This window comes from Streptomyces viridifaciens, from assembly GCF_001888885.2.
GTDB classification, from domain to species: Bacteria; Actinomycetota; Actinomycetes; order Streptomycetales; family Streptomycetaceae; genus Kitasatospora; species Kitasatospora aureofaciens.
In genome coordinates, this window is record NZ_CP090841.1 from 7,850,213 (window position 1) to 7,873,982 (window position 23,770).

The 23,770-nt window shown below is 74.2% G+C and carries 29 protein-coding genes and 1 pseudogene; 16 read left to right on the forward strand and 14 right to left on the reverse strand.

The features are described from left to right. The first annotated feature begins 89 nt into the window (after positions 1-89). Together BOQ63_RS42400 and BOQ63_RS42405 are read left to right on the forward strand one after the other, a co-directional pair. The gene (locus BOQ63_RS42400) at positions 90-506 is read left to right on the forward strand and encodes a hypothetical protein (RefSeq protein WP_063736470.1); all 417 of its coding nucleotides are present in this window, start codon (positions 90-92) and stop codon (positions 504-506) included. A gap of 76 nt (positions 507-582) precedes the next feature. Next, positions 583-993 carry an ATP-binding protein gene (locus tag BOQ63_RS42405; protein WP_094742970.1) on the forward strand — a complete coding sequence of 137 codons (411 nt, stop codon included), beginning with the start codon at positions 583-585 and terminating at the stop codon, positions 991-993. Between the two features lie 86 nt (positions 994-1,079). On the opposite strand, the gene BOQ63_RS42410 is transcribed toward BOQ63_RS42405, so the two are convergent. Beyond that, the gene (locus BOQ63_RS42410; RefSeq protein WP_454131912.1) at positions 1,080-1,580 is read right to left on the reverse strand and encodes a DUF5946 family protein; all 501 of its coding nucleotides are present in this window, start codon (positions 1,578-1,580) and stop codon (positions 1,080-1,082) included. Then, the gene (locus tag BOQ63_RS42415; RefSeq protein WP_050367088.1) at positions 1,577-2,065 is read right to left on the reverse strand and encodes a GNAT family N-acetyltransferase; all 489 of its coding nucleotides are present in this window, start codon (positions 2,063-2,065) and stop codon (positions 1,577-1,579) included. The genes BOQ63_RS42410 and BOQ63_RS42415 overlap by 4 nt, the downstream gene beginning before the upstream one ends. A gap of 190 nt (positions 2,066-2,255) precedes the next feature. Here BOQ63_RS42415 and BOQ63_RS42420 point away from each other — a divergent pair, with 190 nt between their 5' ends. The 4 genes from BOQ63_RS42420 to BOQ63_RS42435 all read left to right on the forward strand — a co-directional run bounded on the left by BOQ63_RS42420 (position 2,256) and on the right by BOQ63_RS42435 (position 6,238). Then, positions 2,256-3,194, forward strand: coding sequence for an ABC transporter ATP-binding protein (locus tag BOQ63_RS42420; RefSeq protein WP_030289600.1), 939 nt, complete (start codon positions 2,256-2,258; stop codon positions 3,192-3,194). 67 nt (positions 3,195-3,261) lie between these two features. Then, entirely contained in the window at positions 3,262-4,113 is an 852-nt protein-coding gene (locus BOQ63_RS42425) for an ABC transporter permease (RefSeq protein ID WP_030289599.1), read from the forward strand. A gap of 128 nt (positions 4,114-4,241) precedes the next feature. Continuing rightward, positions 4,242-5,558 carry a sensor histidine kinase gene (locus tag BOQ63_RS42430; RefSeq protein WP_046386692.1) on the forward strand — a complete coding sequence of 439 codons (1,317 nt, stop codon included), beginning with the start codon at positions 4,242-4,244 and terminating at the stop codon, positions 5,556-5,558. Further along, complete coding sequence (locus BOQ63_RS42435) at positions 5,555-6,238, forward strand: response regulator (protein ID WP_030289596.1); 684 nt, start codon at positions 5,555-5,557, stop codon at positions 6,236-6,238. The genes BOQ63_RS42430 and BOQ63_RS42435 overlap by 4 nt, the downstream gene beginning before the upstream one ends. A gap of 229 nt (positions 6,239-6,467) precedes the next feature. Here BOQ63_RS42435 and BOQ63_RS42440 read toward each other — a convergent pair whose 3' ends face one another. Beyond that, the gene (locus BOQ63_RS42440; protein WP_030289594.1) at positions 6,468-7,289 is read right to left on the reverse strand and encodes a lipase family protein; all 822 of its coding nucleotides are present in this window, start codon (positions 7,287-7,289) and stop codon (positions 6,468-6,470) included. A gap of 243 nt (positions 7,290-7,532) precedes the next feature. On the opposite strand from BOQ63_RS42440, the gene BOQ63_RS42445 reads away from it, so the two are divergent. Next, complete coding sequence (locus BOQ63_RS42445) at positions 7,533-8,165, forward strand: TetR-like C-terminal domain-containing protein (RefSeq protein ID WP_030289592.1); 633 nt, start codon at positions 7,533-7,535, stop codon at positions 8,163-8,165. 3 nt (positions 8,166-8,168) lie between these two features. On the opposite strand, the gene BOQ63_RS42450 is transcribed toward BOQ63_RS42445, so the two are convergent. The 3 genes from BOQ63_RS42450 to BOQ63_RS42460 all read right to left on the reverse strand — a co-directional run bounded on the left by BOQ63_RS42450 (position 8,169) and on the right by BOQ63_RS42460 (position 11,601). After that, entirely contained in the window at positions 8,169-9,533 is a 1,365-nt protein-coding gene (locus BOQ63_RS42450; protein ID WP_072656114.1) for an FAD-dependent oxidoreductase, read from the reverse strand. A gap of 160 nt (positions 9,534-9,693) precedes the next feature. Then, positions 9,694-10,527 (reverse strand): slipin family protein, encoded by an 834-nt coding sequence (locus tag BOQ63_RS42455; protein ID WP_037831110.1) that lies wholly within the window; start codon positions 10,525-10,527, stop codon positions 9,694-9,696. 213 nt (positions 10,528-10,740) lie between these two features. After that, on the reverse strand, positions 10,741-11,601 hold the full coding sequence (locus tag BOQ63_RS42460) for an NmrA family NAD(P)-binding protein (RefSeq protein ID WP_030289589.1): 861 nt from the start codon (positions 11,599-11,601) through the stop codon (positions 10,741-10,743). Positions 11,602-11,840: 239 nt separating this feature from the next. Here BOQ63_RS42460 and BOQ63_RS42465 point away from each other — a divergent pair, with 239 nt between their 5' ends. From BOQ63_RS42465 to BOQ63_RS42480, 4 genes are all read left to right on the forward strand, one after another. Then, positions 11,841-12,497 carry a pyridoxamine 5'-phosphate oxidase family protein gene (locus tag BOQ63_RS42465; protein WP_454131908.1) on the forward strand — a complete coding sequence of 219 codons (657 nt, stop codon included), beginning with the start codon at positions 11,841-11,843 and terminating at the stop codon, positions 12,495-12,497. 187 nt (positions 12,498-12,684) lie between these two features. Next, positions 12,685-13,362, forward strand: a complete 678-nt coding sequence (locus tag BOQ63_RS42470; protein WP_046387216.1) for a DNA topoisomerase subunit B — start codon at positions 12,685-12,687, stop codon at positions 13,360-13,362. Positions 13,363-13,392: 30 nt separating this feature from the next. Further along, the gene (locus BOQ63_RS42475; protein WP_030289585.1) at positions 13,393-13,641 is read left to right on the forward strand and encodes a plasmid mobilization protein; all 249 of its coding nucleotides are present in this window, start codon (positions 13,393-13,395) and stop codon (positions 13,639-13,641) included. Further along, entirely contained in the window at positions 13,638-14,009 is a 372-nt protein-coding gene (locus BOQ63_RS42480) for a fic family toxin-antitoxin system, toxin component (RefSeq protein ID WP_072656116.1), read from the forward strand. Before BOQ63_RS42475 ends, BOQ63_RS42480 begins: the two co-directional genes overlap by 4 nt. A 72-nt stretch (positions 14,010-14,081) precedes the next feature. Here the strand turns inward: BOQ63_RS42480 and BOQ63_RS42485 are convergent, their stop codons facing one another. Further along, positions 14,082-14,825, reverse strand: a complete 744-nt coding sequence (locus BOQ63_RS42485; RefSeq protein ID WP_454131906.1) for a Fic family protein — start codon at positions 14,823-14,825, stop codon at positions 14,082-14,084. 50 nt (positions 14,826-14,875) lie between these two features. Beyond that, positions 14,876-15,874 (reverse strand): phosphotransferase family protein, encoded by a 999-nt coding sequence (locus BOQ63_RS42490; RefSeq protein ID WP_454131904.1) that lies wholly within the window; start codon positions 15,872-15,874, stop codon positions 14,876-14,878. A 55-nt stretch (positions 15,875-15,929) separates the two neighbouring features. On the opposite strand from BOQ63_RS42490, the gene BOQ63_RS42495 reads away from it, so the two are divergent. Further along, entirely contained in the window at positions 15,930-16,052 is a 123-nt protein-coding gene (locus BOQ63_RS42495; RefSeq protein WP_267885557.1) for a hypothetical protein, read from the forward strand. Positions 16,053-16,085: 33 nt separating this feature from the next. Here the strand turns inward: BOQ63_RS42495 and BOQ63_RS42500 are convergent, their stop codons facing one another. The 3 genes from BOQ63_RS42500 to BOQ63_RS42510 form a co-directional block, all read right to left on the reverse strand. After that, positions 16,086-16,811, reverse strand: coding sequence for a class II aldolase/adducin family protein (locus BOQ63_RS42500; RefSeq protein ID WP_072656117.1), 726 nt, complete (start codon positions 16,809-16,811; stop codon positions 16,086-16,088). Between the two features lie 79 nt (positions 16,812-16,890). Continuing rightward, on the reverse strand, positions 16,891-17,145 hold the full coding sequence (locus BOQ63_RS42505) for a hypothetical protein (protein ID WP_030289577.1): 255 nt from the start codon (positions 17,143-17,145) through the stop codon (positions 16,891-16,893). 159 nt (positions 17,146-17,304) lie between these two features. Next, the gene (locus tag BOQ63_RS42510) at positions 17,305-17,706 is read right to left on the reverse strand and encodes an effector-associated constant component EACC1 (RefSeq protein ID WP_454131901.1); all 402 of its coding nucleotides are present in this window, start codon (positions 17,704-17,706) and stop codon (positions 17,305-17,307) included. Between the two features lie 271 nt (positions 17,707-17,977). Between BOQ63_RS42510 and BOQ63_RS42515 the strand changes: the two genes are divergently transcribed. Both BOQ63_RS42515 and BOQ63_RS42520 read left to right on the forward strand, forming a co-directional pair. Next, positions 17,978-18,757, forward strand: coding sequence for a VOC family protein (locus BOQ63_RS42515; protein ID WP_030289575.1), 780 nt, complete (start codon positions 17,978-17,980; stop codon positions 18,755-18,757). Positions 18,758-18,842: 85 nt separating this feature from the next. Next, positions 18,843-19,067 carry a hypothetical protein gene (locus BOQ63_RS42520; RefSeq protein WP_030289574.1) on the forward strand — a complete coding sequence of 75 codons (225 nt, stop codon included), beginning with the start codon at positions 18,843-18,845 and terminating at the stop codon, positions 19,065-19,067. An 18-nt stretch (positions 19,068-19,085) separates the two neighbouring features. On the opposite strand, the gene rox is transcribed toward BOQ63_RS42520, so the two are convergent. Further along, positions 19,086-20,516 (reverse strand): rifampin monooxygenase, encoded by a 1,431-nt coding sequence (rox, locus tag BOQ63_RS42525; RefSeq protein ID WP_030553868.1) that lies wholly within the window; start codon positions 20,514-20,516, stop codon positions 19,086-19,088. A gap of 412 nt (positions 20,517-20,928) precedes the next feature. On the opposite strand from rox, the gene BOQ63_RS42530 reads away from it, so the two are divergent. Then, positions 20,929-21,126, forward strand: coding sequence for a hypothetical protein (locus BOQ63_RS42530; protein ID WP_435820436.1), 198 nt, complete (start codon positions 20,929-20,931; stop codon positions 21,124-21,126). An 81-nt stretch (positions 21,127-21,207) separates the two neighbouring features. Here BOQ63_RS42530 and BOQ63_RS42535 read toward each other — a convergent pair. Continuing rightward, positions 21,208-21,393, reverse strand: a pseudogene (locus tag BOQ63_RS42535) (hypothetical protein); the annotation flags it as partial. 139 nt (positions 21,394-21,532) lie between these two features. On the opposite strand from BOQ63_RS42535, the gene BOQ63_RS42540 reads away from it, so the two are divergent. Beyond that, positions 21,533-22,012: a hypothetical protein gene (locus BOQ63_RS42540; protein WP_037831105.1), complete on the forward strand. Its 480-nt coding sequence runs from the start codon at positions 21,533-21,535 to the stop codon at positions 22,010-22,012. A gap of 17 nt (positions 22,013-22,029) precedes the next feature. Here the strand turns inward: BOQ63_RS42540 and BOQ63_RS42545 are convergent, their stop codons facing one another. Next, the gene (locus tag BOQ63_RS42545) at positions 22,030-23,757 is read right to left on the reverse strand and encodes a penicillin-binding transpeptidase domain-containing protein (protein ID WP_051747231.1); all 1,728 of its coding nucleotides are present in this window, start codon (positions 23,755-23,757) and stop codon (positions 22,030-22,032) included. Positions 23,758-23,770: the final 13 nt, after the last annotated feature.

The window sequence follows — 23,770 nt, forward strand, 5'->3', positions numbered from 1 at the left end:
GGCTCCCGGAACGTTACGGCCGGAGCCCGACGGGTAGGCGCCGCCTCGGAACGGGGGTGGCCGACACCGGGACGGAAGGGGAATCCCCCATGCTGCTGCTAGGACTTCTGCTGATGGCGGCCTCCGGCGCCTTCATCGGGCTGCTGATCGCCGACAACCTCGCCGGAGGGCCGGAGTACCAGGCGACCGTTCTCGGCACCGAGTTCGTGAAACTGAACAGCCTCGCGATCTTCCTCTCCGGCGTCGCCCTCGCCCTGCTCTTCTGCCTGGGCCTGGCCCTGATGGGCCTGGCCCGCCGGGCCACCCGGCGTCCGGTGGCGGCCGCCGGGTACCGCGGCCGGGCGGCCCGCCGGGTGGAGCCCGTCGCGCCGCCGGAGACCCTCGACCGCCCGGGCGATGCGGCACCCGTGACACGTGACGAGCGAGCCGCCGATCAGGGCGGCCAGGCCGGCGGCATCACCCCGGAGCCGCAGCGGCGGCGCGGCCGGCACCTGTTCGGCCACTGATCCGGGGTACCGAGCCCGCGGAAAGCCGGCGGGACACCACGGAGGAGGGAGGTGCGGTCGGATGGGCGGAGCCCGAGTGCCCGCACGCTCCCGCTCCTCCCCGTGGCCGTGGGCCCGCCGACTGGCGCTGTCCGCCCGGCCGGGTGCGGTCGCCGAGGCGCGTTCCTGCACCGCCGGGTTCCTGGCCGACGTCGGCGACCCCTGCGTGGTCGCCGACGCCGTCCTACTGGTGTCCGAGATGGTCGGCAACGCCATCCGGCACACCGGCTCCCCGGGCTCGCTGCTCCTGGTGCGCCGCCCGGGACTGCTGCGGATCGAGGTCAGCGACGCCAGCCGCCGCCCGCCCCTGCCGAGGGTGCCGCACGGCCCGAGCGAGAGCGGCGGCCTCGGACTGTTCCTGCTGGCCCGCCTCGCCCTGCGCTGGGGCTGGCGCCCGGTGGGGCCGGGCAAAGCCGTCTGGTGCGAGCTGCGGATCCCCGAGGACTGACGGCCCACCCGGCCACCCCTCCACGACACTGCCGCGCCCGCCCCATGCACATGGCACCAGGGTCCCGTTCCGGTCCCGGGCGCCGGCTACCCGCGGTGCGGCCCCCACACGTCGAGGGTGGCCGCCGCCCAGGCCCGCACCCGCTCCGGGAATCCCGCGGCCGGGAAGGTCCCGCCCTGCGCGACCTGCTCGATGGTGACGGCGAAGCCGCCCCGCGGCGCCTCCCGCCCCGGCCGGACCGCAGGGCCCTGCGCGGCCCCGTCCGGCGCGGCCCCGCCCGGCATGGCGCCGCCCTTCACCCGGTGCGAGTTCGCCGCGCGCGCCCGGCCGATCAGCCGCTCCACCGCCGGCTGCCCGCCGTCGAGGTACGCCCCCAGCAGGCCCCGCGCGGCCGCCCCTCCGTCTGCGGGTAGCCGGCCGGGGTGCTGCAGCAGGAAGCAGGACACCGACACCCCGTGCAGCGGCCCCCACGGCTCCGCCCGCGAGTGGTCCAGCGCGAGCAGGCCGTGGAACAGCTCCTCGCACCCCCGCGCCCCGCACTCAGCGCACTCCCCGCGCTCTCCGCGCTCTCCGCGGGGATCCGTCACGCCCGGACCTCCTTGCTCATGTACATCGAGGACACGCCGTAGCCGCTGCGGCGGTACAGGCCGATGGCGGCCTCGTTGCCCCCGAACACGTTCAGGGCGAGCGCCGTCATGCCCTCCCGGGCGACGAGCCGCTCCGCGGCGGTCAGGACGGCGGCGCCGTAACCCTGACGGCGGAACGGTGGCAGGACGTGGATGTGGTACAGCCAGGCGGAGCCGGAGGTGCCGGCCTCGGCGCGCGGGTCGGGGCCGATCCAGGCGGTGCCGACGGTCTCGCCCGCCTCGTTCTCCGCCACCACGAGGTGGTGGTGGGCGGTGTCCCGGCCGTCGGGGAGGAACCTGGCGGTGCCCTGGCGGGTGCGCTCCCGGGCCAGTTCCCGGGGCATGAGCTCGGAGAGTTCGCGCACCGTCTGCGCCTCGCGCTCCTCGGTGGCCGACCGGTACTCGGCCGGGGTCATCTGACGCAGGGTCACTGTCCGCTCGTCCATCCCGCCATCCTCGACCAGAGGGCGGCCGCAGCGAAAGCGCTTTTGCCGCGGGTAGGGCGAGGGCGTGGTACCGCGGTACTACGGACGGCCCGATGATCAGCCCGCGGTGCCACGGATCGGTCGCCGCCCGCCCTTAGCGTGGAGCCGTGGGCGGCCGGGACGGACCGGCCCCTGGACGTAAGGGCGAGCGATGATCGAGGCGCACCAGCTGACGAAGCGGTACGGCGAGAAGACCGCCGTGGACGGGCTGGACTTCACGGTCCGGCCGGGAGCGGTGACCGGGTTCCTCGGGCCCAATGGGGCCGGCAAGTCGACCACCATGCGGATGATCGTCGGACTGGACGCGCCCACCAGCGGCTCGGTGCGGGTCAACGGCCGCCGGTACGCCGAGCACGCCGCCCCGCTGCAGGAGGTCGGCGCCCTGCTGGAGGCCAAGTCGATCCACCCCGGCCGCTCGGCGTTCAACCACCTGATGGCCCAGGCCCACACCCATGGCATCCCGCGCCGCCGGGTCGAGGAGGTCATCGAGCTGACCGGCCTCCAGTCGGTGGCCCGCAAGCGCGCCGGGGCGTTCTCGCTCGGCATGGGGCAGCGGCTCGGCATCGCGGCCGCCCTGCTGGGCGACCCGGCCACGGTCATGCTGGACGAGCCGGTCAACGGGCTCGACCCCGAGGGCGTGCTGTGGATCCGCAACCTGCTCACCTCGCTCGCCGCCGAGGGCCGGACGGTCTTCGTCTCCTCGCACCTGATGAGCGAGGTGTCGCTGGTCGCCGACCACCTGATCATCGTCGGACGCGGCAAGCTGCTGGCCGACACCACCGTGCAGGAGCTGGTCCAGCAGGCCGGCGGAGACGTCGTCAAGGTGGCCAGCGCCGACCCGGCCCGGCTGCGCTCCCTGCTCGCCGGACCGGGCGTGGAGATCACCGGCCGCACCGGCTCGGAGGAGCTGCTGGTCGCCGGGCGGACGGCCCGCGAGATCGGCCTCACCGCCGCCGAGCACGGCATCGCCGTGTTCGAGCTGACCCCCCGCACGGTCTCCCTGGAGGAGGCGTTCATGGACCTCACCCGGGACGCCGTCGAGTACCACGGCACCACGACCACCACCGAGACCACGAGGAACGCGGCATGAGTGAGCGAAGGATCATCGAGAGGTGCGCACTGTGCGAAGCGCCTGCCGAGCGCAGCGAGGTGGGCGCATGAGCACTGTCGCCCCGAGCCAGACGTCGTCCACGCCCACCGAGCTGCGCACCGCCCGTCCCGCCTACAAGGTGACGGCCGCCCGCGTGCTGCGCTCGGAGTGGGCCAAGCTGTGGTCGCTGCGCTCCACCTGGATCACCCTCGGCCTGGCGCTGGTGTTCCTGGTCGCCTTCGGTCTGATCGCCGCCTTCCACTTCAAGTCGCGGATCACCTCGGGCGGTCCGATGGACCGCGACCTCGCCGACGCGAGCACGCTCAGCCTCTCCCTGTTCGGCACCAACTTCGCCCAGCTGGCGCTCGGCGTCCTCGGGGTGCTGGTCGCGGCCGGCGAGTACTCGACCGGCATGATCCGCTCCACGCTGGCCGCCGTCCCGCGTCGCCTGCCGGTGCTGTGGTCCAAGGCCGCCGTGTACGGCCTGATCGCCCTGGTCCTGGCCACCGTCGGGGTGTTCGTCGCCTTCTCGGCCGACAGCGGGATCCTGTCCGGCACCAAGGCGGCGCTGACCCTCTCCGACACCGGCGTGGTGCGCGGACTGCTCGGTGCCGGGCTGTACCTCGGCCTGGTCGGCGTGATCGGCGTCGCACTCGGCGCGCTGCTGCGCTCGGTGGCCGGTGGCATCGCCGTCCTGGTCGCCTCGCTGATGCTGATCCCCGGACTGACGTCGCTGCTGCCCACCTCCTGGCAGAGCCACATCACCCCCTACCTGCCCAGCCACGCCGGCGAGGCGATGTTCACCCTGCACCACGACGCGACGACGCTCTCGCCGACGGCCGGTCTGCTGGTCTTCCTCGGTTGGACGGTCCTCGCCCTGGCCGGTGCCGCCGTACGGCTGCTGCGCACCGACGCCTGAGCCCCGGCGAAGGGCCTGGCACACTCGCGGTGCGGCGCCGGAACCGACCGGGGCCGCACCGCAGTGCTCTGCGGAGCCCGTGTTCGCCGAGCCCCGCACCGCTTCACGACCAGCAGGGAGACCCACCGGTGACCCAGGACCACGCCACCCCCGCCGGCCCGTTCGCGGCGGCCGACGCGCTGTCCGGCCACCCGCTGTTCGCCCGGCTGGCCCGGCTCGGCCAGCGGCTGCGCGAGGCGGACCGCGCCCACCCCTGGGTGCTGGACGCCGCCGTGGTGGCCGTGGTGTTCCTGATGTTCTGCCTGCCCGACCTCTTCCCGCCCCACGGCGAGGACGGCCCGCACGAGCACCGGCTCGCCCTGGTGCGCCCGCCGCTGCCGGCCACCCTGGCCCTGCAGGCGGGTCTGGTGCTGCCGCTGCTGTGGCGCCGCAGGCGGCCCACCGAGGCCTTCGCGGCGATCATGGCGGTGTTCGTCCTGCAGTGGTCGCTGGGCATCGGGCTGCGCGCCGACGCCGCCCTGCTGGTGGCGCTCTACAGCCTGGCCCTGCACGGCCGGCTGCGGCACCTGGCCTGGTCCTGCGCGGTGATGGTCGGCGCGATGGGCCTGGTCGCGGTGGAGGTCTCCGGCGGCGGGCTGCCGGTCGGGGACGCCCTGTTCTTCCTGGTCAGCGCCGCCACCGCGGGCGTCGCCCTGGGCATCGCAGTGCGCATCCGACGGGCCCAGCTCGCCGGGCTGCGCGAGCGTGCCGCCCGGCTGGAGATCGAACGCGACCAGCGCAGCCGGCTGGCCACCGCCACCGAACGCACCCGGGTGGCCCGGGAGATGCACGACATCATCGGCCACAACCTGTCCGTCATCGTCACCCTGGCCGACGGCGGTGCCTACGCCGCCCTGGCCTCCCCCGAACGCGGCCGGGAGGCGCTGCAGCTGATCGGCGAGACCAGCCGCCAGGCGCTCGGCGAGCTGCGCCGGATGCTCGGCGTGCTGCGCGACCAGGCCGACCGGGGCGCCGAGTTCAACCCGCAGCCCGGCATCGCCGACCTCGACGGGCTGTGCGCCCGGATCCGTGCGGCCGGCCCCCAGGTGGTGTACACGGTCGGCGGCGACCTTGACCAGCTGGACCGCGGGGTCCAGCTGATGGCCTACCGGATCGTCCAGGAGGCCCTCACCAACACCCTCAAGCACGCCGGCCCCGAGACCCGGGCGCACGTGACCCTGACGGCCGACGCCACCCGGGTGCGGGTGCGGGTCCGGGACAGCGGGCCGCCCGGCGGCGCCCGCCCGCCGGTGCGCCCGGACGGCGAGGGGCACGGCCTGGCCGGGATGCGCGAACGCGCGGCCGTGTACGGCGGCACCGTCACGGCGGGCCCCGGCCCTGGGGCAGGATGGACCGTGGAGGCCGTACTGGACCTCACCCCCGACCCGACAGGCGGCCGCCCGTGACCACCGTCCTCATCGTGGACGACCAGCCACTGCAGCGCTACGGCTTCCGGATGCTGCTGGAGAGCCAGCCCGACACCGAGGTGATCGGCGAGGCCGCCCACGGCGCCGAGGCCGTCCGGCTGGCCGCCGACCTGCGGCCCGACGTCGTCCTGATGGACATCCGGATGCCCGGTATGGACGGCATCGAGGCCACCCGCCGGATCGTCGCCGGCGGCGGCCGCTCGCGGATCCTGGTGCTCACCACCTTCGACCTGGACGAGTACGCCCACGCCGCGCTGCGCGCCGGGGCAAGCGGCTTCCTGCTCAAGGACGCGCGGCCGGAGGAACTGCTCGCCGGCATCCGGGCGGTGGCCGAGGGCGACGCCGTGGTGGCCCCGGCGATCACCCGGCGGCTGCTCGACGCCTACGCCCACCACCTGCCGGTCCGTCCGCCCGGCGCGGCGCCCGTGGAGGACCCCCGGCTGGAGGCGCTGACCGAGCGCGAGCGGGAGATCCTGCTGGCCATCGCGCAGGGCTGGACCAACAGCGAGATCGCCCAGCGGCTGGTGCTGGCCGAGTCGACCGTCAAGACGCACGTGAGCCGGGTGCTGGGGAAGATCGGCGCCCGGGACCGGGTGCAGGCGGTGATCTTCGCCTACGACCGCGGCCTGACCCGGCCGAACCCGCCGGTCGCGGGCTGATCCGGCGGGCCCGGGCCCCGTTCTGCCGCGTCTCGCCGCTTGCCGGTCGGTGCCGACCGGGGCCTCCTGCGGCGGCCGGTGGGGGCGCGGCACGGAGGCGGACGGGGGGTGGCCGGTGCGGTCGTCGGTGTGCCAGGACCGCGACGGGAAGGCGGGGAGGACCGCCGTCCAGCGGTTTCTCGTCCGGCACGTGGATCAGCACGGCGCGGTCCGGCGGGCGGTCAGCCGCTCAGAGGTTCTTCTCCAGCGCTGCCAGGTAGCTGTGCATGAAGTGGTCGCGCACGCCCTCGCCGGTGGGCTCGAAGGCGGCGGAGGTCAGGCTCCTGGCGCGGGTGGCAAGACCGGAGATCAGGCTGCTGGCGCCGTCGTGGACGGTCCCCGCGGAGTCGATGAACCGCAGCGCCTCGATGTGGGTGAAGGCCGGCTCGGGCGGCAGCTGGGGGACGACGTCGTGGTTGTTGACGAAGCGGTAACTCCGGCCCTTCAGCGCCTTGTTGTAGGCGGCGGTGAGGAGCCGGTCACAGGTGCGGGGCTGGCCGAAGGTGTACACGCCGTCGGCCGTCAGTCGCGGGTCCTCCAGGCTGAGGCGGGCGGCGGCGAGCATCGCGAGGGCGCCGCCGAGGCTGTGACCGGTGATCCACACGGTCTGGTCGTTGTCGCGCAGCTCGGCGAGGGTCTTCAGGACGTCGGGGAACACCGACTCGAGGGCCTCGGCGAAGCCGTAGTGGACGTAGCCGGTGCCCGCCGGACCGGGCCAGGGCGGGGTGGTGGAGTCGGTGAGCCAGTCGCGGATCTCCCTGGGTTCGGTGCCGCGGAAGGCGACCACGATCATCCGGTCGCTCGCCATGGTGTAGGCCTGGGTGTCCTCCAGGGGGAACGGCGGGGTGAACCGGGTGTCGTGGTGGCGTACCGTGTCGAAGCCCCAGTCGTGGGCCTGCCGGTCGATCGTTGCGTCGTCCTCGTAGGCGAGGTCGGCGGCCCTGGCCAGGTTGTAGGCGTGGGCGAGGCTGTAGCCGGTCGCGTTCCGGTCGAAGGTGGTGGGTACGGCCACGGCGGGGACCGCCTTTCGTCGGGGAAGGTGTCCCTCGTTGGTAGCGGACCCGTCGGCCGTCGCCCGGTCGGCGCCGCCCGGTAGTCACCCGAACGGGTCCGGGGCACCGCACGGATCGATCGCGCAACGGGATCGGCGGCGGCCCGGGCCTTGGGAGAGAACGGATTCGTTCACTAACATTGGCGGTGGGCCTGGGGAACGCGGTGGGCCCGGTGAACAGCGAACCCCGGAAGGTGTGCAGCCATGTCCGCTGAAGCCCGAACTGCAGGGCACGGAACCGAGCGGGCGGCGGCGACGGCCGCCCCGGTCCGTCGGCGCGGCGAGGCGCTGGAGAGCGCCATCTACGGGGCGGTCCTCCAACAGCTCACCACCGACGGCTACGCGCGGCTCACCATGGAGGGCGTGGCCGCCGCCGCGCAGACCGGCAAGGCCGCGCTCTACCGGCGCTGGTCCTCCAAGGAGGAGCTGGTGATGGACGCGCTGCGGGCCAGCCTGCCCCCGGCCGGAGCGGCCCCCGACACCGGCAGCCTGCGCGGGGACCTCCTCGCGGTGGTGACCGGGCTGCGCACCGCGATGTTCAGCGAACTGGGCGCCGCCGTCCGCGCGATCATGAGCGAGATGGACCACCAGCGCGCCCGCGCCTTCCTGGAGCTGGTCCTGGAGCGGGTGGTCGAGCCGACCACCGCGCTGATCGCCGAGGTGCTCGACCGGGGCACCGCCCGGGGCGAGGTCCGTCCCGGGGCGGTCACCCCCCTGGTCACCGACGTGGTGCCGGCGCTGATGCTGTACCGGATCAAGATGTGCGGCGGGGGCGCCGTCGAACTCGATCCGGCGGCGATCGTCGACGAGGTGCTGCTGCCGATCGTCCGCCCCTGAGGATCAGGCGCCGCTGTTGCGCAGCATGTCCTCGCGCTCGACGACCTTGACCCGCTCGCGCTCCTGGGCCCGGCCGAGGGCGCGCTCGTGGGCGTCGAGCTGCTTCCAGCCGTCCCAGGTGGTGTAGCGGACGCCGCGGGCGCGCAGATACTCCTCGACCGCCGCCGGGTCGGGTTCGGCGGCGCCGGGCAGGCGGCCGCCGGCGTGGTCGTCCAGCAGGCAGGCGACGGTCTCGTTGGCGTCGCCCTTGGTGTGGCCGATCAGGCCGACCGGGCCGCGCTTGATCCAGCCGGTGACGTAGACGGCGGGGAGGTGGGAGCCGTCGCCGTCCAGCACGCGGCCGGTCCGGTGCGGGACGGTGCCGGAGGCCGGGTCGAACGGCAGCTTGGGCAGCTCGTCGGAGTAGTAGCCGACGGCCCGGTAGACCGCCTGGACGTCCCAGTCGGTGTGGCGGCCGGTGCCACGCACGTTGCCGGTGCCGTCCAGCTCGGTGCGCTCGGTGCGCAGGCCGACCACTCGGCCGTCCTCGCCGAGGACCTCGACCGGGGACTCGAAGAAGTGCAGGTAGACCCGGTGGGGGCGGTCGCCGACGTCGCGGATCGCCCAGTTCTCGACGGTGGCGGCGACCAGGTCGACGTGCTTGACGGCGCGGCGCTCGGCGATCGAGCCCTCGTCGTACTCGATGTCCTCCGGGTTGACGATCACCTCGATGGTGGGCGAGTGGTCGAGCTCGCGCAGTTCCATCGGGCTGAACTTGGCCTGGGCCGGGCCGCGGCGGCCGAAGACGTGCACCTCGACGGCGCGGTTGCGGCGCAGGCCCTCGTACACGTTCGGCGGGATCTCGGTGGGCAGCAGCTCGTCGGCGGTCTTGGCGAGGATCCGGGCGACGTCCAGGGCGACGTTGCCGACGCCGAGGACGGCGACCTTCTCGGCCTCCAGCGGCCAGGTGCGGGGCACGTCCGGATGGCCGTCGTACCAGGAGACGAAGTCGGCGGCGCCGTAGGAGCCGTCCAGCTCGATGCCGGGCAGGTCGAGCGCGCGGTCGGCCATCGCGCCGGTGGCGAAGACCACGGCGTCGTAGTAGCGGTGCAGGTCGTCCAGGGCGAGGTCGGACGGGTAGTCGACGTTGCCGAAGAGGCGGACCTGGGGCTTGTCGAGTACCTGGTGGAGGGCGGTGACGATGCCCTTGATCCGAGGGTGGTCGGGGGCCACGCCGTAGCGGATCAGGCCGAACGGGGCGGGCATCCGCTCGAACAGGTCGATCGAGACACCGGGCGCCTGCGCGGCGTCGGACTTCAGCAGGGCGTCGGCGGCGTAGATGCCGGCGGGGCCGGCTCCGACGATGGCGACTCGGATCGGGCGGGTCATGCGGGCGGATCCTCCGGTCGGGCGCAGGGGAGGTGAATTGGTCCGGACCCTCGCAGCCAACCCGCTGTTCGAGCGGAGGTGTAGTCGGTGCTGATCTATGAGGTCATAGAGCTGACCTATGACCGGCCCGGGAACTTTTCCCGGGCCGGTCCAGCGGCCGTCAGCTGTGCTCGGCGTCGGCGCTGGCGTCGGCGTCGGTGGCCTGCGGCGGGACGCTCGGGGCCGCGGCAGCCGGGGCCCCGGTGAGCCGGGCCGTGGAGGCCTCGAAGAAGCGCAGCAGCTCCACCGGGAACGGCAGCACCAGCGTCGAGTTCTTCTCCGCCGCGACCTCGACCACCGTCTGCAGCATGCGCAGCTGCATCGCCGCCGGGGTCTCGGCCATCTTGCCCGCCGCCTCGGCGAGCTTGGCGGCCGCCTGGAACTCGCCGTCCGCGGTGATGATACGGGCCCGGCGCTCGCGGTCGGCCTCGGCCTGGCGGGCCATCGAGCGCTTCATCGAGTCGGGCAGGCTGACGTCCTTGATCTCCACCCGGTCGATGTGCACGCCCCAGCCGGCCGCCGGGCTCTCCAGCATGACCTCCAGACCCTGGTGCAGGTTCTCCCGCCCGGACAGCAGGTCGTCCAGCTCGCTCTTGCCGATGATCGAGCGCAGCGAGGTCTGGGCGACCTGCAGCATGGCGAAGCCGTAGTTCTGCACGTCCACGGTGGCCTTGATCGGCTCGACCACGCGGAAGTACAGCACCGCGTCGACGCTCACCGAGACGTTGTCCTTGGTGATGCCCTCCTGGGCGGGCACCGGCATGGTGACCACCTGGACGTTCACCTTGCGCATCCGGTCGAGCACCGGCACCAGCATCGTCAGGCCCGGCTCGCGGACCTGCCCGCGCACCCTGCCGAGCCGGAACACCACACCGCGCTCGTACTGCTGCACCACCCGCACGCCGGTCACCAGCCACAGCAGGACGACCACCACGACGACCACGAGTACCGCCACGCCTGTTCTACCTTCTCCCCGTCGCGGCGCAGCCGGGCCGGGTCCGGGGTGGCCCTGTCGCCGGATGCTCGCCGCGCGCAGCACAGTATGCGCCCGGCCGGGCGGGACGGTAAGGCGTGTGCGGCGGGATCTTGACGCATCGTTGACGGGCGGCGGCGGGGGCGGGGCTCGGGGCGCGCCGGTGGGATCCGACCGGCGCGCCCCGGGAACGGCTCAGGCGCGGAAGGCCTCGGCGTGCTCCGCCGCGAACTCGGCGAAGGTGCGCGGCGGACGGCCGGTCAGCTTCTCCACGTCCGAGCTGACCGCCGAGGCCCGCCCGGCCGCGTACAGCCCGTACAGCTCGACCATGCCCTCGGCCCGCCACCGCTCCCAGCCCATGCCGAGCAGGCCCTCCAGAGCCACCTCGGGGGTGAGCGCGGTGTAGGCGACCGGGTGGCCGGCGACGGTGGCCAGCTGCGCGGCCAGCTCGCCGTGGGTCAGCGCCGCCGGGCCGGTCAGGGTGTAGACCGCGCCCTCGTGCCCCTCGGTGGCCAGCACCTCGACGGCGGCCGCCGCGACGTCCCGGGCGTCCACGTACGACACCGCGCCATCGCCGCCCGGCACGGCCAGGTGGCCGGCCCTGACGGTCGGCGCCGTGCCGAGGAAGTTCTGGTAGAAGCCGTTCGGGCCGAGCACCGTCCACGGCAGGCCGGAGGCCTTCAGGTGGTCCAGGCCCGCGATGTGCGCGCCGATGAAGCGCACGCCCTCCGGGCGGTACTCGATGCCGGCAGCCGCGTGCAGCACGATCCGCGGGCGGCGGCCGGTGCGGACGGCCGCGTCGACCACGTTCTTCTCGTGCTGGGCCATCTCCGGGTGGACGGCCACCAGCAGGTAGACCGTGTCGGCTCCGGCGAGGGCGGCGTCCAGCGACGCCGGGTCGGCGAAGTCGGCGGCGACCCGCTCGACGGCCTCGTCCCACTCGGCCGGGCCCTCGGACCCCGCGCGCACCAGCGCCCGGACCGACCGGCCGCGCTCACGCAGCCCCACGACCACCTTGGAACCGACCGTACCGGTGGCACCCGTCACGACGATCACGGATGTGTCTCCTCGTCCCCGTTGGCGACCCGGACCTGATTCCGCGTCAGGTGAATGATCGCAGGCGCCGGGTGGGGGGATCAAGGTCGGGTCCCGCGCACACCGTGCGGGCGTGCCGACACGCACGGGGCCCTGCCGTTCCTCGACTTGGCGATGGCCGGACGCTTGGATGGATCGGGCCTGGTCACCGCCCGGACGCCGGTCCGGTGGCCCCCTGGGCGAGCCGAGGAGCCACCACCGTGAACCAACCGTCCGATCCCGACCCCACCGCCGTGGCCCGCCGGGTCGCCGAACGGCGCGAGCGGCTCGGCCTCAGCGAGGAGGACCTGGCCCACCGGGCGGCGATGGCGCCCCGCTACCTGGCCCACCTGCTCGAGGCCGGGCCCGTGTTCGACCCCGGCGGCTTCGTGCGGATCGCCGCCGCGCTCGGCGCGACCCGGGACGAACTCCTGGCGGACGGCCCCGACACCCCGCCCGGTCTCGGCGGGCCCGGTCCGCGGCCGAGGCTGCTCCACCTGACAGACGCCGAGTGCTGGGAACTGGTCGGCTCGCACGGGATCGGCCGGATCGCCCTGCCGGTGCGGCCCGGCCCGGCGGTCCACCCGGTCAACTACGTGGTCGACCGGGCCTCGTTCGCCTACCGAACGGGCAACCGGACCGGGACCGCGCCTGAGGAGGGGGCGGAGGTGTCGCTGGAGGTCGACCGCATCGACGAGTTCCAGGGTCGCGGCTGGACCGTCCTCGTCATCGGGCCGGCGCGGTACGTGGACGACCCGGAGGAGCGGCGCCACCTGGACGGCCTGCCCGGCGCGGCCCCGTGGGCGGGCGGCGACCGGCCGCGCTGGGTGCGGATCCGGCCCGCGGAGATCAGCGGCCGGCGGCTGGTGACCGGCTGAGCGCGGTGGCCGGTGCGGTCGTGCGGATGACCGGCGGGCGGCGGGCGTCGGGCGTCGGCCCAGGACGAGGGCGGGGCGGTCAGGGCGGCGCGAAGCGCGCACGCCACATCAACTTGTTTTTCTAAAAGGCGAGTTGGTGGACCAGCTGGTGGCGGGCGGCAGCTGACCGCTCGGGCATACTCGTCGGATGGACGGACGCACCAGGGCTGCCTGGACCAACACCACCCATGACTGGGCCGCCGCCGTGGACACCGGGCACCTCGCCGGGATCCGCGCGGAGGCCGCCGAGTTCGCGCCGGGCGGGGTCGAGCACCTCGTCCTGGAGGTGCTCGCCTACCCCGGCGACGAGGCGGCCGCGCGCGGCGCGGGCCGGTGCGTCGTCATCCTGCATGCCGACGGCTCGGTGTCCGTCCGCGACGACGGGCGGGGCACCGACACCCGGGTCGACGAGCACGGCGAGGTGGTGAAGAAGCCGGTCATGGCCACCAAGGACCTGCGCTTCTTCGACCGGCCCGAGGCGGAGCGTCTCCCGGACGGGCACCCGCGCCGGGGCATGTCCGTGGTCGCGGCACTCAGCTCCTGGCTGGTGCACACCAACCGCCGGCACAACGGGGCCTGGACCCAGCGCTACGAGCATGGCCTCCCGGTCACCGGCCTCGACCCGGTCGAACCCGACGGCACCACCGGCACCTCCGTGACCTTCCGGCCCGATCCGTCGTTGCTCCCGCAGAGCCCGTTGGACGCGGACCGGCTGACCCGCTGGGCGGCGCACTGGCCGGCCCTGGAGGTCCGCGTCGAGTCCGCGGTGCGGGAGGACCAGACCGGCGTCGGTGGTGGGCCCTCGCGTGGCCGGGCCGCCTTGTAGCGGCCGCTACCGACCGCTACGCTCACCGCCATGAAGCAGTTGAACGTCCGCCTGGACGACGCCGTGCACGAGGCGCTGGAGCAGCGCGCCGAGGCCGCCGGGATGAGCCTGCCGGACTACGCGCGCAAGGTGCTGGCCGAGGAGGCGGACGAGCGCCGAGAGCGCTTCCTGACCGCCGCCGCCCACTTCGCCCAGGCCTGGGGCCCGGCGTTCGAGGCGGAGTTCGGCCCGTACCCGGCTCCGGCCCCCGCCCGCGGCGCCGCGGCGGACGCCGCGTGATCCTGCGGACCGACCGGACCTGGCTGCTCGACCTCGCCCACCAGTTCCTGCCCGGCGACCCGGACGTCACCGACTACGGCACCCTCGCCGCCGCCGTCGCCCGGCACGCCGACGAGGTCATGGACGTCCCCGTCTACGGCGCGGTGCACCAGCGCGCGGCCGCGCTGATGCACCAGCTGATCCGCGTCCCCGCCCTGGAATCGGCCAACGAGCACTTCGCCGCCGTGGTCGCCGCCGCCTACCTCAGCGCCTCCGGCGTCATCGTCACCGCCGAACCCAAGCACGCCGTCGACCTCGCGGCCCGCATCCGCGCGGGCCACGCCGACGTCCGGGAGACCTCGACCACGATCCGCACCTGGTACCGCTGAGCCGACGTCCAGGATGGCCGTCGCGCGCGAGAAGTCGGACCGGCCGACTTCTCGCGCAACGGCCGGGCCCGCTCAGCCGGTTCGGCGCCGGGTCTCCACGAGGTGGCGGTTGACGAAATTGCCGAGGAACACCGGCCCCGACGGATCGGCGGCACGGTAGCTCACCCGGCGCAGCAGGCCGACGTTGTCCAGGGCGGCGCCCTCGCGGGCCAGGACGAAGACCAGGGTGAGGAAGGCGCAGCGGGCGTTGCCGCCGTCGAACGGATGGAAGAAGCACACGTCCAGGTAGGCGCGCGCGGCACGGGCCGTCAGCGGTAGGGGGCGTTCGCCGTCCGGCGCGCTCTCGGCCAGGCAGGCATCGAGACGGGCGCGGGTGTCCGGGCCAATGCCGTAGCGCTCCCGGCCTTCCTTGGCGAAAGCGGGCAGGGCGCGGAACTCCGGCGGTCGCGGGGTGCCGAGGACGAACTGCTGCCAGTGTCGGAGCAGCTCGAAGTCGAGGTCGGCGCCACGTGCGGCATCGGCCCGTACCCGGTCGAGGGCGGTCAGCAGGCCTTCCGCGCGTGCCGGATCGATGGCGGCGTCGAAGGCACGGATGTCCGCCGCGGCGCCGTCGCGGTGGATGCGGCGGATCCAGTCGAGCAGCGGTTGGTCGCTGACGCCCCGCCGGGCGCCCGGCGGCCGGGGACCAGCACGAGGTCGGCGGCGGTGACGTCCCGGAGGGCGGCCGTGGCGAGGAGGCTGAGCGAGCCCGCGCGGTCCGTGTGGGCGCCGGGGGTGGCGGCAGCGAAGACGATGTCCGCCACCGATTTCCGCCACGCCCGCGATGATCGCAACGGTACCGGGGCGGCACGTCGGGGGACGGCGGTTCAGCGGACCAGTTCCAGGGCCCGTTTCAGGTTGTACTCGGCGATGCCCGCCATCGCCGCCCGGTCGGGGAAGTCCCCGTCCAGCAGCCGCAGCGGTCCCGCCGTCAGGGAGAGCCGCTGCGCCAGCAGGTAGAGGGCGAGCCGGTCCTCGTCCAACCCTGGTGCCTCCAACGGCGGGTAGGCCTCGTGCAGGCGGATCCGCAGGAACACGTGCTCCCACTCGACGTCGAAGTACATCGAGCCTTCCAGGTCGATCACCACGGGCTGCCCGCCCGCGTCCACCAGTACGTGGTCCGGGCCCAGTTCGCCGTGCACGACGGCGTACTCCGCCCGCGGCCGCACCGCCCCCGCCAGGGCCCGCAGCCGCTCCTCCAGCCGCTCCCGGGCGCCCGCCATCCGGGAATCGCGCGCCGCCGCCTCGGCCAGGTCCCGCAGGGCACGCTCCAGCACGACCCCCTCGCACGAGCTCCCGCGCGAGGCTCCGCCCGCGTCGACCACGGCCACCTTGCCGTACGCCGGTGCCCGGTGGCCGCGCATCGCCTCCAGGGCCTCGCCGAGCCGGGCCAGCACCGGGGTGGCGGCCAGCGGATCGCGCGCGAGCAGGGACGCCAGGCTCTCGCCCGGCACGTCCTCGACGACCGCGAGATCCGCCGGGCCGTACGCACCCTCGCGGTCGACCAGCCGGATCGCCGGAACACGGACTCCGAGGCCGGCGAGGCGTGCGTGCGCCGCCTCGAACAGGTCGAGCCCGAGACCGGGGGAGAACGGGTCGGCGAGGTCGTCGTCGCCCTCGGCGGCCGGCCAGTAGTTCTCGGAGTCGTCCCAGCGGTAGGCGACCGCCGTCGCCCCGTCGTCCGTCACCAGGCGGTACACGCCCTTCTTGCTGCCGCCCGCCAGCCGCTGCACGGCCGCCAGCCGTCCACCGAGGGCGGCCCGCGCCGCGCCCGACAACTGCGCCCGCACCGCTGCCGTCTCCACGAGCCACCCCTTCGTCTCCACGATGCGCGCACCCTACCCGGTGCCGGGTGCACGGCCGCATGAGAGCCTTGCGGCGATGAGTCCCGAGGACAACGAGGCGGCGGTCGGTGAGCGGCTGCACCGGCGCGGCTGGCGCAAGGCGACGCCCGCCCGGCCGTTCGAGCAGTGGGTCGCGGAGAACGCCGCCGCCTTCCGCTGAGGCGACGGGCCTCCGGTCGGGCCGCTCCGCCGGCTACCGCCGGGTCCGGCGCTCGGTGCGCCGGACCCAGTACCGCCATCCGGCAGCGATCTGGCCGGAGGCCCAGACGAGCGCGTCCTTCTCCAGGCTCTCCTGGTGTCCGGTCCAGTGCCGAGGTCCGCCCGCCGCCCGGGCGGCCAACTGGAGGCCGCAGGCCCGTTCCAGCAGGACGGCGTACATCACGGCGTGGGCGATGTCCGGGCCGACCGTGAGCAGGCCGTGCTGCGGCATCAGGCAGGCCCGGGCCGGCCCGAGGTCGGCGGCCAGGGCCCGGCCGAGCTCCTGGGTGCGGATCAGGTTGGCGGTGGCGCCGAAGTTCGGCAGGCCGTGCTCGGCGAAGGCCACCGCGTCGTGGCTCAGCGGCCGCAACGGCTCGCCGAGGGAGGCGAACGCGTTGACGGTGCCGGAGTGGGTGTGAACCGAGACCTGGACGTCCGGGCGGGCGCGCATCACTTCGGTGTGGATGTGGAACTCCAGGTGCAGCGGCCCGTCACCGGAGAGTCGCTCGCCGTCCCACGAGACCAGCACCACCCGCTCCGGCTCGATCTCCTCCAGCCCCCAGCCCGCCGCCTTCATCCAGACCCCGCGGCCGCCCGGGTCGCGGACGGCCAGGTGTCCCCAGATCATGTCCCCGTGCCCGGCCTCGGCGAGCACCCGGCTGCCCAGCGCGGTGAGTTCCGCCGCCTCGTCGTCCGTCTCGGGTGCGTCGATGTTCTTCATGGCCGCTCCTCGGTTGTGTTCGTCGGCTGCCATGAAGCTACGTGGAGCAAGGCAGTTGACCGGCGGGGGTTGCTGCGGCTCACTCGGTCCTCGCGCGCGCCGGGCTTCGCTGACGTAGAGGACATGGTCCGGAGCGCCGCGGCGGCCCCGTCGGGTCGCACTCGTGCAGCAGGCGCAGCAGCTCGCCGCTGAAGGCGGTGTCCGGCGCGCCGGGCGGGGCCAGCGAGAGTTCCTCCGGAGCGGCGGAGGCCAGGACGCAGTCCGCCGTCTCGGCGGTGGCGGTCAGCTCCTCGCCGAGCACGACGGGGTTCTCCGGGTCGAGCACCGTGCGCACGTGCTTCGGGCGAGGCAGCAGCGGTGGACGAGGGCCCGCCCGATCGCACGGACGGTCCCGGCGGTGGCCGGCACCGCGGGCAGAACCGAGCCGGGGGCGTGGCTGCCGGTCCCGATGACCGGGGCCCGGGCACCGGGGAGCCCCAACGGCAGACCGGTGTCACTCATCGCCGTCCGGGAGGGCGGCCGGGCCGGGGCGGTCGGCGAGCGACCGGCCCACCTCGCGGACGAGTTCGGCGACGCCGTCCGGCTCGAGGCCGTGCACCGCCGTCGCCCGCAGTTCGATCGAGCTGCCGTCCGCGCGGGTCACCCGGACCACCGTCTCGCCGCCCCGCCGCCGGACCCAGGCGATCAGGGCGCTGGTCAGGCCGGACGCGGCGCCGCCCGTACCGACCGCGACGGTGAGCACGTCGGCGCGGGTGCCCGGCGAGCCGGGCTGCGGCGGCGCGGCCTCCAGCTCGACGCGCCCCCGCAGCTCGTCCTCGGCCCGCAGCCAGGCCAGCAGGGAGGCGGCGGCGCCGCGGTCGGCGTCGGTCACACGGATTCGGAGCAGGTCGTCCACGGTCCCCCCCAGGAGTCGATGGTGCACGCTGTGTTGACCAAGCGTCACAAGAATGAGTGGTCGCGGTCAAACGCCGTGGTGGGCGGGCCGGGGGAGGGCCGGGCGGAGGGCCCGGGGCTCGCGCTGCGCCGAACGGGTGAGAGGACCCGGCCGTCCGGAGCCTCCTGGCCCGGCCGTCCGGCGCCCCTGCCGGTGGCGGCGTGTCGGGTGGCGGATCCCAGGACGGGACGGGAGGGTGACTGCCGGGGGACCACCCGAGGAAAGAGCGAGCATGCCCGAAGCCACCACCCCGTACGTGACCGGCACCCCGTGCTGGGTCGACCTGATGGCGCAGGACCAGCAGGCCGCGCTGGACTTCTACCGCGACCTGTTCGGCTGGCAGGGGCAGACCGGCCCGGACGAGTTCGGCGGGTACGCCGTCTGCCGGCTTAACGGCAAGCCGGCGGCCGGTATCGGACCGGCGATGGCCCCCGAGGGCGTGCCGGAGCCGCCCACCGTGTGGACCAGCTACCTGGCTACCACCGACGCCCAGGCCACCCAGGACGCCATCGTCGCGGCAGGCGGCACCCTGCTGGTGCCCGTGATGGACGTCGGCAACCTCGGCCGGATGCTGGTCGCCGCCGACCCGCAGGGCGCGGTGTTCGGCGTCTGGCAGGCGCTGGACTTCCCCGGAGCCGGGGTGGTCAACGAGCCCGGCGCGCTGATCTGGAACGAACTCCACACCGACGACATCGGCGGCGCGGGCGCCTTCTACGGCGAGGCCTTCGGCATCGAGGTCGTACCGGTGGAGGGCAACGACCAGTACTGGGAGCTGAAGGTCGGCGGCCGCCCCGTCGGCGGCGCCTCACTGCTCGACAACGACCCGCCCGGCACCCCCGCGCACTGGCTGTGCTACTTCGCGGTCGACGACGTGGACTCCGCCGCCGACACCGTGGTCAAGCGCAACGGCACCCTGCTCGCCCCGCCCTTCGACATGGTCGCCGGCCGGATGGCCGTGGTCGCCGACCCGCAGGACGCTCCCTTCGCGATCATCAAGCCCACCGCGCAGTAGCAGCACCGCCCCGCCGACCGAACCCCGGGCCCGCCCGGACCGGCCGGGCGGGCTCGTTCCAGCTCGGAAAGGACGGATCGGACCTGTGGCCGGACGTCACCGACGCCCTCCGGAGCCGGAGTTCCCGTCCGACGCCGACCACCGGCTCCGGGCCATCGCCGAGCAGCGGCCGGTGGTCGAGGAGGGCGTCGTGCTGTTCTCCGGCTCGGACCGCCCGTACCTGTACCGGACCGTGTACGAGCCAGACGGTACGGCGAAGCGCTCGCTGCTCAGGATCGACCCGGGCCCGCCGGAACCGGCGGCCGACTGATCCCCCGGCTCGGTCCGGTCAGGCGGTCGCGGCGCCGAACCAGCGGGCCAACGCGCCGTTCAGCGACTGCTGCTCGGCACCGACCCAGGCCACGTGCCCGTCGGGGCGCAGCAGGACGGCGGGGGCGTCCAACTCCTCCAGCGGGTCCACGACCCGGTCGACGCGGTCCGCCCAGCCCGCCACCGAGAGGCTGCCGCCCGTCGCGTCGAGCAGCAGCGCCCGGCCGCCGTGCATCCGCTCGTACAGGCGCCCCTGCTTCAGCCGGACGTCCCGCAGACGGCGTCCGAGCAGTTCGTGGCCCTCGCCGAGGTCGTAGCGGACCCCGACGCCGAAGACCATCTCGGTGATGTAGCGGTTCACCTCCTCGAAGTCCATCAGGGTGGAGAGCAGCTCCCGCAGCGCGACCGCGCCCGGTTCGGCGCCCAGCAGGGTCATCTGCGCCCGGGTGTTGGCCAGGACGCGGGCGCCCACCGGGTGGCGTTCGGCGTGGTAGCTGTCCAGCAGGTCGGCGGGGGCGTGGCCCCGCACGGCGGCCGCGAGCTTCCAGCCGAGGTTGTAGGCGTCCTGGATGCCGAGGTTGAGGCCCTGGCCGCCGGTGGGAGGGTGGATGTGCGCGGCGTCACCGGCGAGGAAGGCCCGGCCGAGCCGGTACTGCTCGGCCTGCCGGGTGGCGTCGCCGAAGCGGGAGAGCCAGCGGGGCGAGTGCGCCCCGAAGTCGGTGCCGGCGATGGCGCGCAGCTGCTGCCGGAACTCCTCCAGGGTGGGCGCCTCGGCCCGGTCCTCGGCCACGTCCGTGGCGGGCACGATCACCCGGTACGCCCCCTCGCCCCGGGGGATGGCGCCGAAGCGCAGCTCGGTGCGGCGGACCTCGGTGACGACGGCCTCGATCGTCGCCGGGTCCTCGGCCAGCGACAGCTCGCCGAGCAGGGTGTCGACCCGGGACGGTTCCCCGGGGAAGGCGATGCCGAGCTGCCGGCGCACCGTGCTGCGGCCGCCGTCGCAGCCGACCAGGTAGCGCGAGCGCAGCCGGGTTCCGTCCGCCAGCTCGACCGTCACCGCGTCCTCGTCCTGGCTGAGACCGGTCGCCTCCTGGCCGCGCCGGATCTCGGCGCCGAGGTCGAGCGCGTACTCGTGGAGCAGCCGCTCGGTGACCGGCTGCTCCACGGTCAGGCCGTACGGGTGGGCGGTGTCCATGGTCTCCGGCCACGGCTTGTGGATGTGGCCGAAGAAGCCGCCGACCTTGAACTTCCCGCCCACCGCGAGGAACCGGTCGAGCAGGCCGCGCTGGTCCATCATCTCCACGCTGCGCACGTGCAGCCCCTGGCCGCGGGACTCCCCGGTCGGCTCGGTCAGCCGCTCCAGCACGACCACCTGCACGCCCTGCAGCCGCAGCTCGATCGCCAGCATGAGGCCGGTCGGCCCGCCGCCGACCACGATCACATCGATCATCGGTACATCCCCCAGTGAGTTGGAACAGAAAGAGGCCGGTGGAGGCCGGCGAAGCCCGGCAAGTCGGGACACCGGCGCAGGTAGGGAGCGAACCACGCAATTCGCCGGGTTCCGGCCCAGGGCGACGATTGTGCGGCCTCCGGGGGGCCTTGCGGCAAGGCCCCCCGGAGGGGATACTTTGGTAGTGGTGAGGAGTCCCTGATCTCCTCGCCTTCGTCGTTCGTGGCCTTGTCGCCGACGCGGCCGGGCTGTGCGCCGGAGGCTCCCGCACTGGCCTCGGTCGCCTGGTCGCCCGTCTCAACGCCGAGTTCGACCGGCGGAGCACGCCGATGCCGTGGCTGAGGATGTCCGATTCGCCCCAGGGAATCGACGGTTGGTGGCGCAGACGGCGCCGATCAGGATCGAGAGGCTCATGCCCCGTGAGGCCGAGCCCCGGGACCGGGTGGCATCCATCGAGCTGCTTGCCTCGCCGCAGGTGCACAGCTACCTCGGCCGCCCCCGCTCGCGCGACGAGCTGGAGGGCGAACTGCCCGAGGTGCCCGAGCGGTGGCCCGGGCGCCTTCCCGGTGACGATCGACTGAGGGGGCGTCAGGCGGCCGTCACCAGGTAGCGGAGCTTGTGACCGTCCGTGGCGCTCGCCGACCGGGCGGGTGTGGGCCATGGTCTTCAGGTTGATCGTGCTCGGCGAGTAGATCGGCAACTCCGTTGTCAGCCGACCGAAGTACGGCGGTTCCGTCTCGCGGCCCTCGGTCTCCCGCAGTTCGGTGGCGCGGGCGAAGTCGGCCTGGCTCAGCGCGAGGCGCCGGGGCGGAGAAGTCGAGCGGGAGTTCGTCGTGGTGCCGGTTGCAGCAGGTGCAGGTGTAGCCGAGATGATCAGACATGCAGAGGAGCTTGCGGGCCGCCACCGGCCGTGTTCTTCCGGGTGGGTTGATGACGAACGAAGCGGAAGCGGCCGACTGCGGGCGCCCCGGTCCTGCTAGCGTGGCGCGGGAATCCGCGGTGATGGGAGTACGGGCGTGGCGGGCGGGCATCGGTGGCTGCTGGACGAGACGCCCTGGCCGGAGCAGGCGCGGTTGGGGTACGGCGCGTTGGTGGAGCTGGTCACGCCCGAGCCACGGGTGCCGGACCTCGGATGGCTCGGGGACGGGCTGGTCGGCACCCGGGGGGTGGTGGTCGGCTGCGAGGTCGAGGGGGACGGCCCGGTCTACGGGGTGGTGACCGAGGACGGGAGCCCGTGGCGGCTGGGGCCGGAGTTCCTGGCCGCGTTGGGTGGCTGCCGGACGGACCTGCCACCGCGCTACCGCAGCGATCTGCCGGAGGGCACCCGGGTGCGGATCCTGGCCGGCCCGGCCCCGGAGGGCGGGCCGGCCGGAGCCGTCGGGCGGGTCACCGGGCTGTGGTGGGAGAGCGCGCTGGAGCCGCCGATGGGGTACACCGTCGAGGTGGGCGACTACACCCACTGCGTGACCCCGGAACAGGTCGAACTGCTCCGGTAGTGCTCTGTCAGGTGGCGTCAGCCCTTGCCGCCGCCCGCCTTCAGGACCTGGGCGGCGGCCACGCCCGCGGCGCTGTTGCCGTGGCCGCCGCCCTCGACCTCGGCGGCGACGGCGAGGTCGTTGCGGTAGGCGATGAACCAGCTGTTGGTGGCCTGCGAACCGGCCTCCACGGTGCCGGTCTTGGCGCCGATCTGACCGCTCAGCCCGGACATCGGGGCCTGGGCAGTGCCCTGGGTCACGGTCCGGGCCATCATCGAGCGCAGGCTCTGGGCGACGTCGGCGGGCAGCCGGCCGGGGGCCGTCACGCGCTTGGCGTCCTCCCGCAGCACGGGCTGGCGGAACGTTCCGCTCTGCACGGTGGCGGCGACCGAGGCCATCAGCAGCGAGTTCACCTGGATCTGGCCCTGGCCGATGTACTCGGCCGCCGCCTCGTCCTTGTTCCCCGGCGCCGGGATGGTGGCGTCCCGGCTGGGGATGCCGATCCGCCACTGCAGGCCGAGGCCGAACTGGTCGCGGGCGACCGACGCCAGGGTGCCGGGCTGGAGCTTCTCCAGGCCCTTGTCGATGAACCCGGTGTTGCAGGAGTGGATGAAGTCGTCGCTGAGGGTGTAGTCGAGGTGGCTGCCGGGCTCGTCGTTGTGCCAGGTCCGGGGGGAGTTGGTGGTCTCCTTGCAGGGCGCCGCCGTGTCCGGGGTCATCCCGGCCTGGAGGAGCGCGGCGGAGGTGATCACCTTCATCGTCGAACCGGGCGCCTGCCCGCCGCCGACCGCCCGGTTGAACTCGCCCTGCGGGGCGAAGGCCATCGCGAGGATGTTCCCGGTGCTCGGCTGGACCGCGACCAGGGAGGCGGGCTTGCCACCCGCCGACTGCTGCTTCACCGCGTCCTCGGCGACCTGCTGGAGATCGGCGTCCAGGGTGAGCTTGACCTGTGGCGCGCTCGGCGGGGCCAGCACGAACAGCTGCTCCGCCTCCTGCGAACCGCCGCCGCTGAGCACCACGGCCTGCCCGGTGACGACCTTCGCACCGTCGGGCGGCGCGATCTGCGGCAGCACGGACCGCAGTGACGGGAACGAGTCCAGCGGCCGGCCCTTGCGGTCGGTGGGCTTGGACACCGGGTTGGGCAGGGTCTTCACGGCGAGCGTCTTCCCCGCACCGAGCTTCGGGTGGATCACCGCCGGCGCCCAGCGGACCAGGATGCGCCCGTCCGCGGCGCGCACGACGCCCAGCGTGCTGTCGTACTCCCAGGCCTCCGAGGTGCCGTCGAACTCGGCCCGAACCCGGTAGCCGACGGCCGGCTCGCTCGGCGTGCCGGTGGCGGCGGCGCCCGTCCCGGTCAGCGTGAGCTTACGGGCGGAGACCCCGTCGTGGAACGAGGTCAACGCCATCCGGGCGGCTTCCGGGCGGTCGGTCAGGCCGGCCGCGACCGTGAGGTCCCCGCGGCCCCAGGCCGCCAGGAAGTCCTTGGCGACGGCGTCGGCCTCCGCGGCGGTGGGCGGCGTCTGAGGCCCCTGCGAGACCGTCGCGTCCGCACCGGCCCCCTTGTCGGAGGAGCCGCCGGACACGGCGCTCACCACGTTGTAGGCGCCGTACCCGCCGACCACCACCAGTGCGGTGAACACCCCGCCGATCGCCACCAGCCAGACCCGGCGGGACCGCGGGCGGCGCGGGGCCTCCTCGTGGTCGTCGAGGACGAGGTGCTCGTCGTGGTCCTGTTCCGGGTACCGCTCGTCGTGTTCTCGGTACATGCTGCTTCGTCCC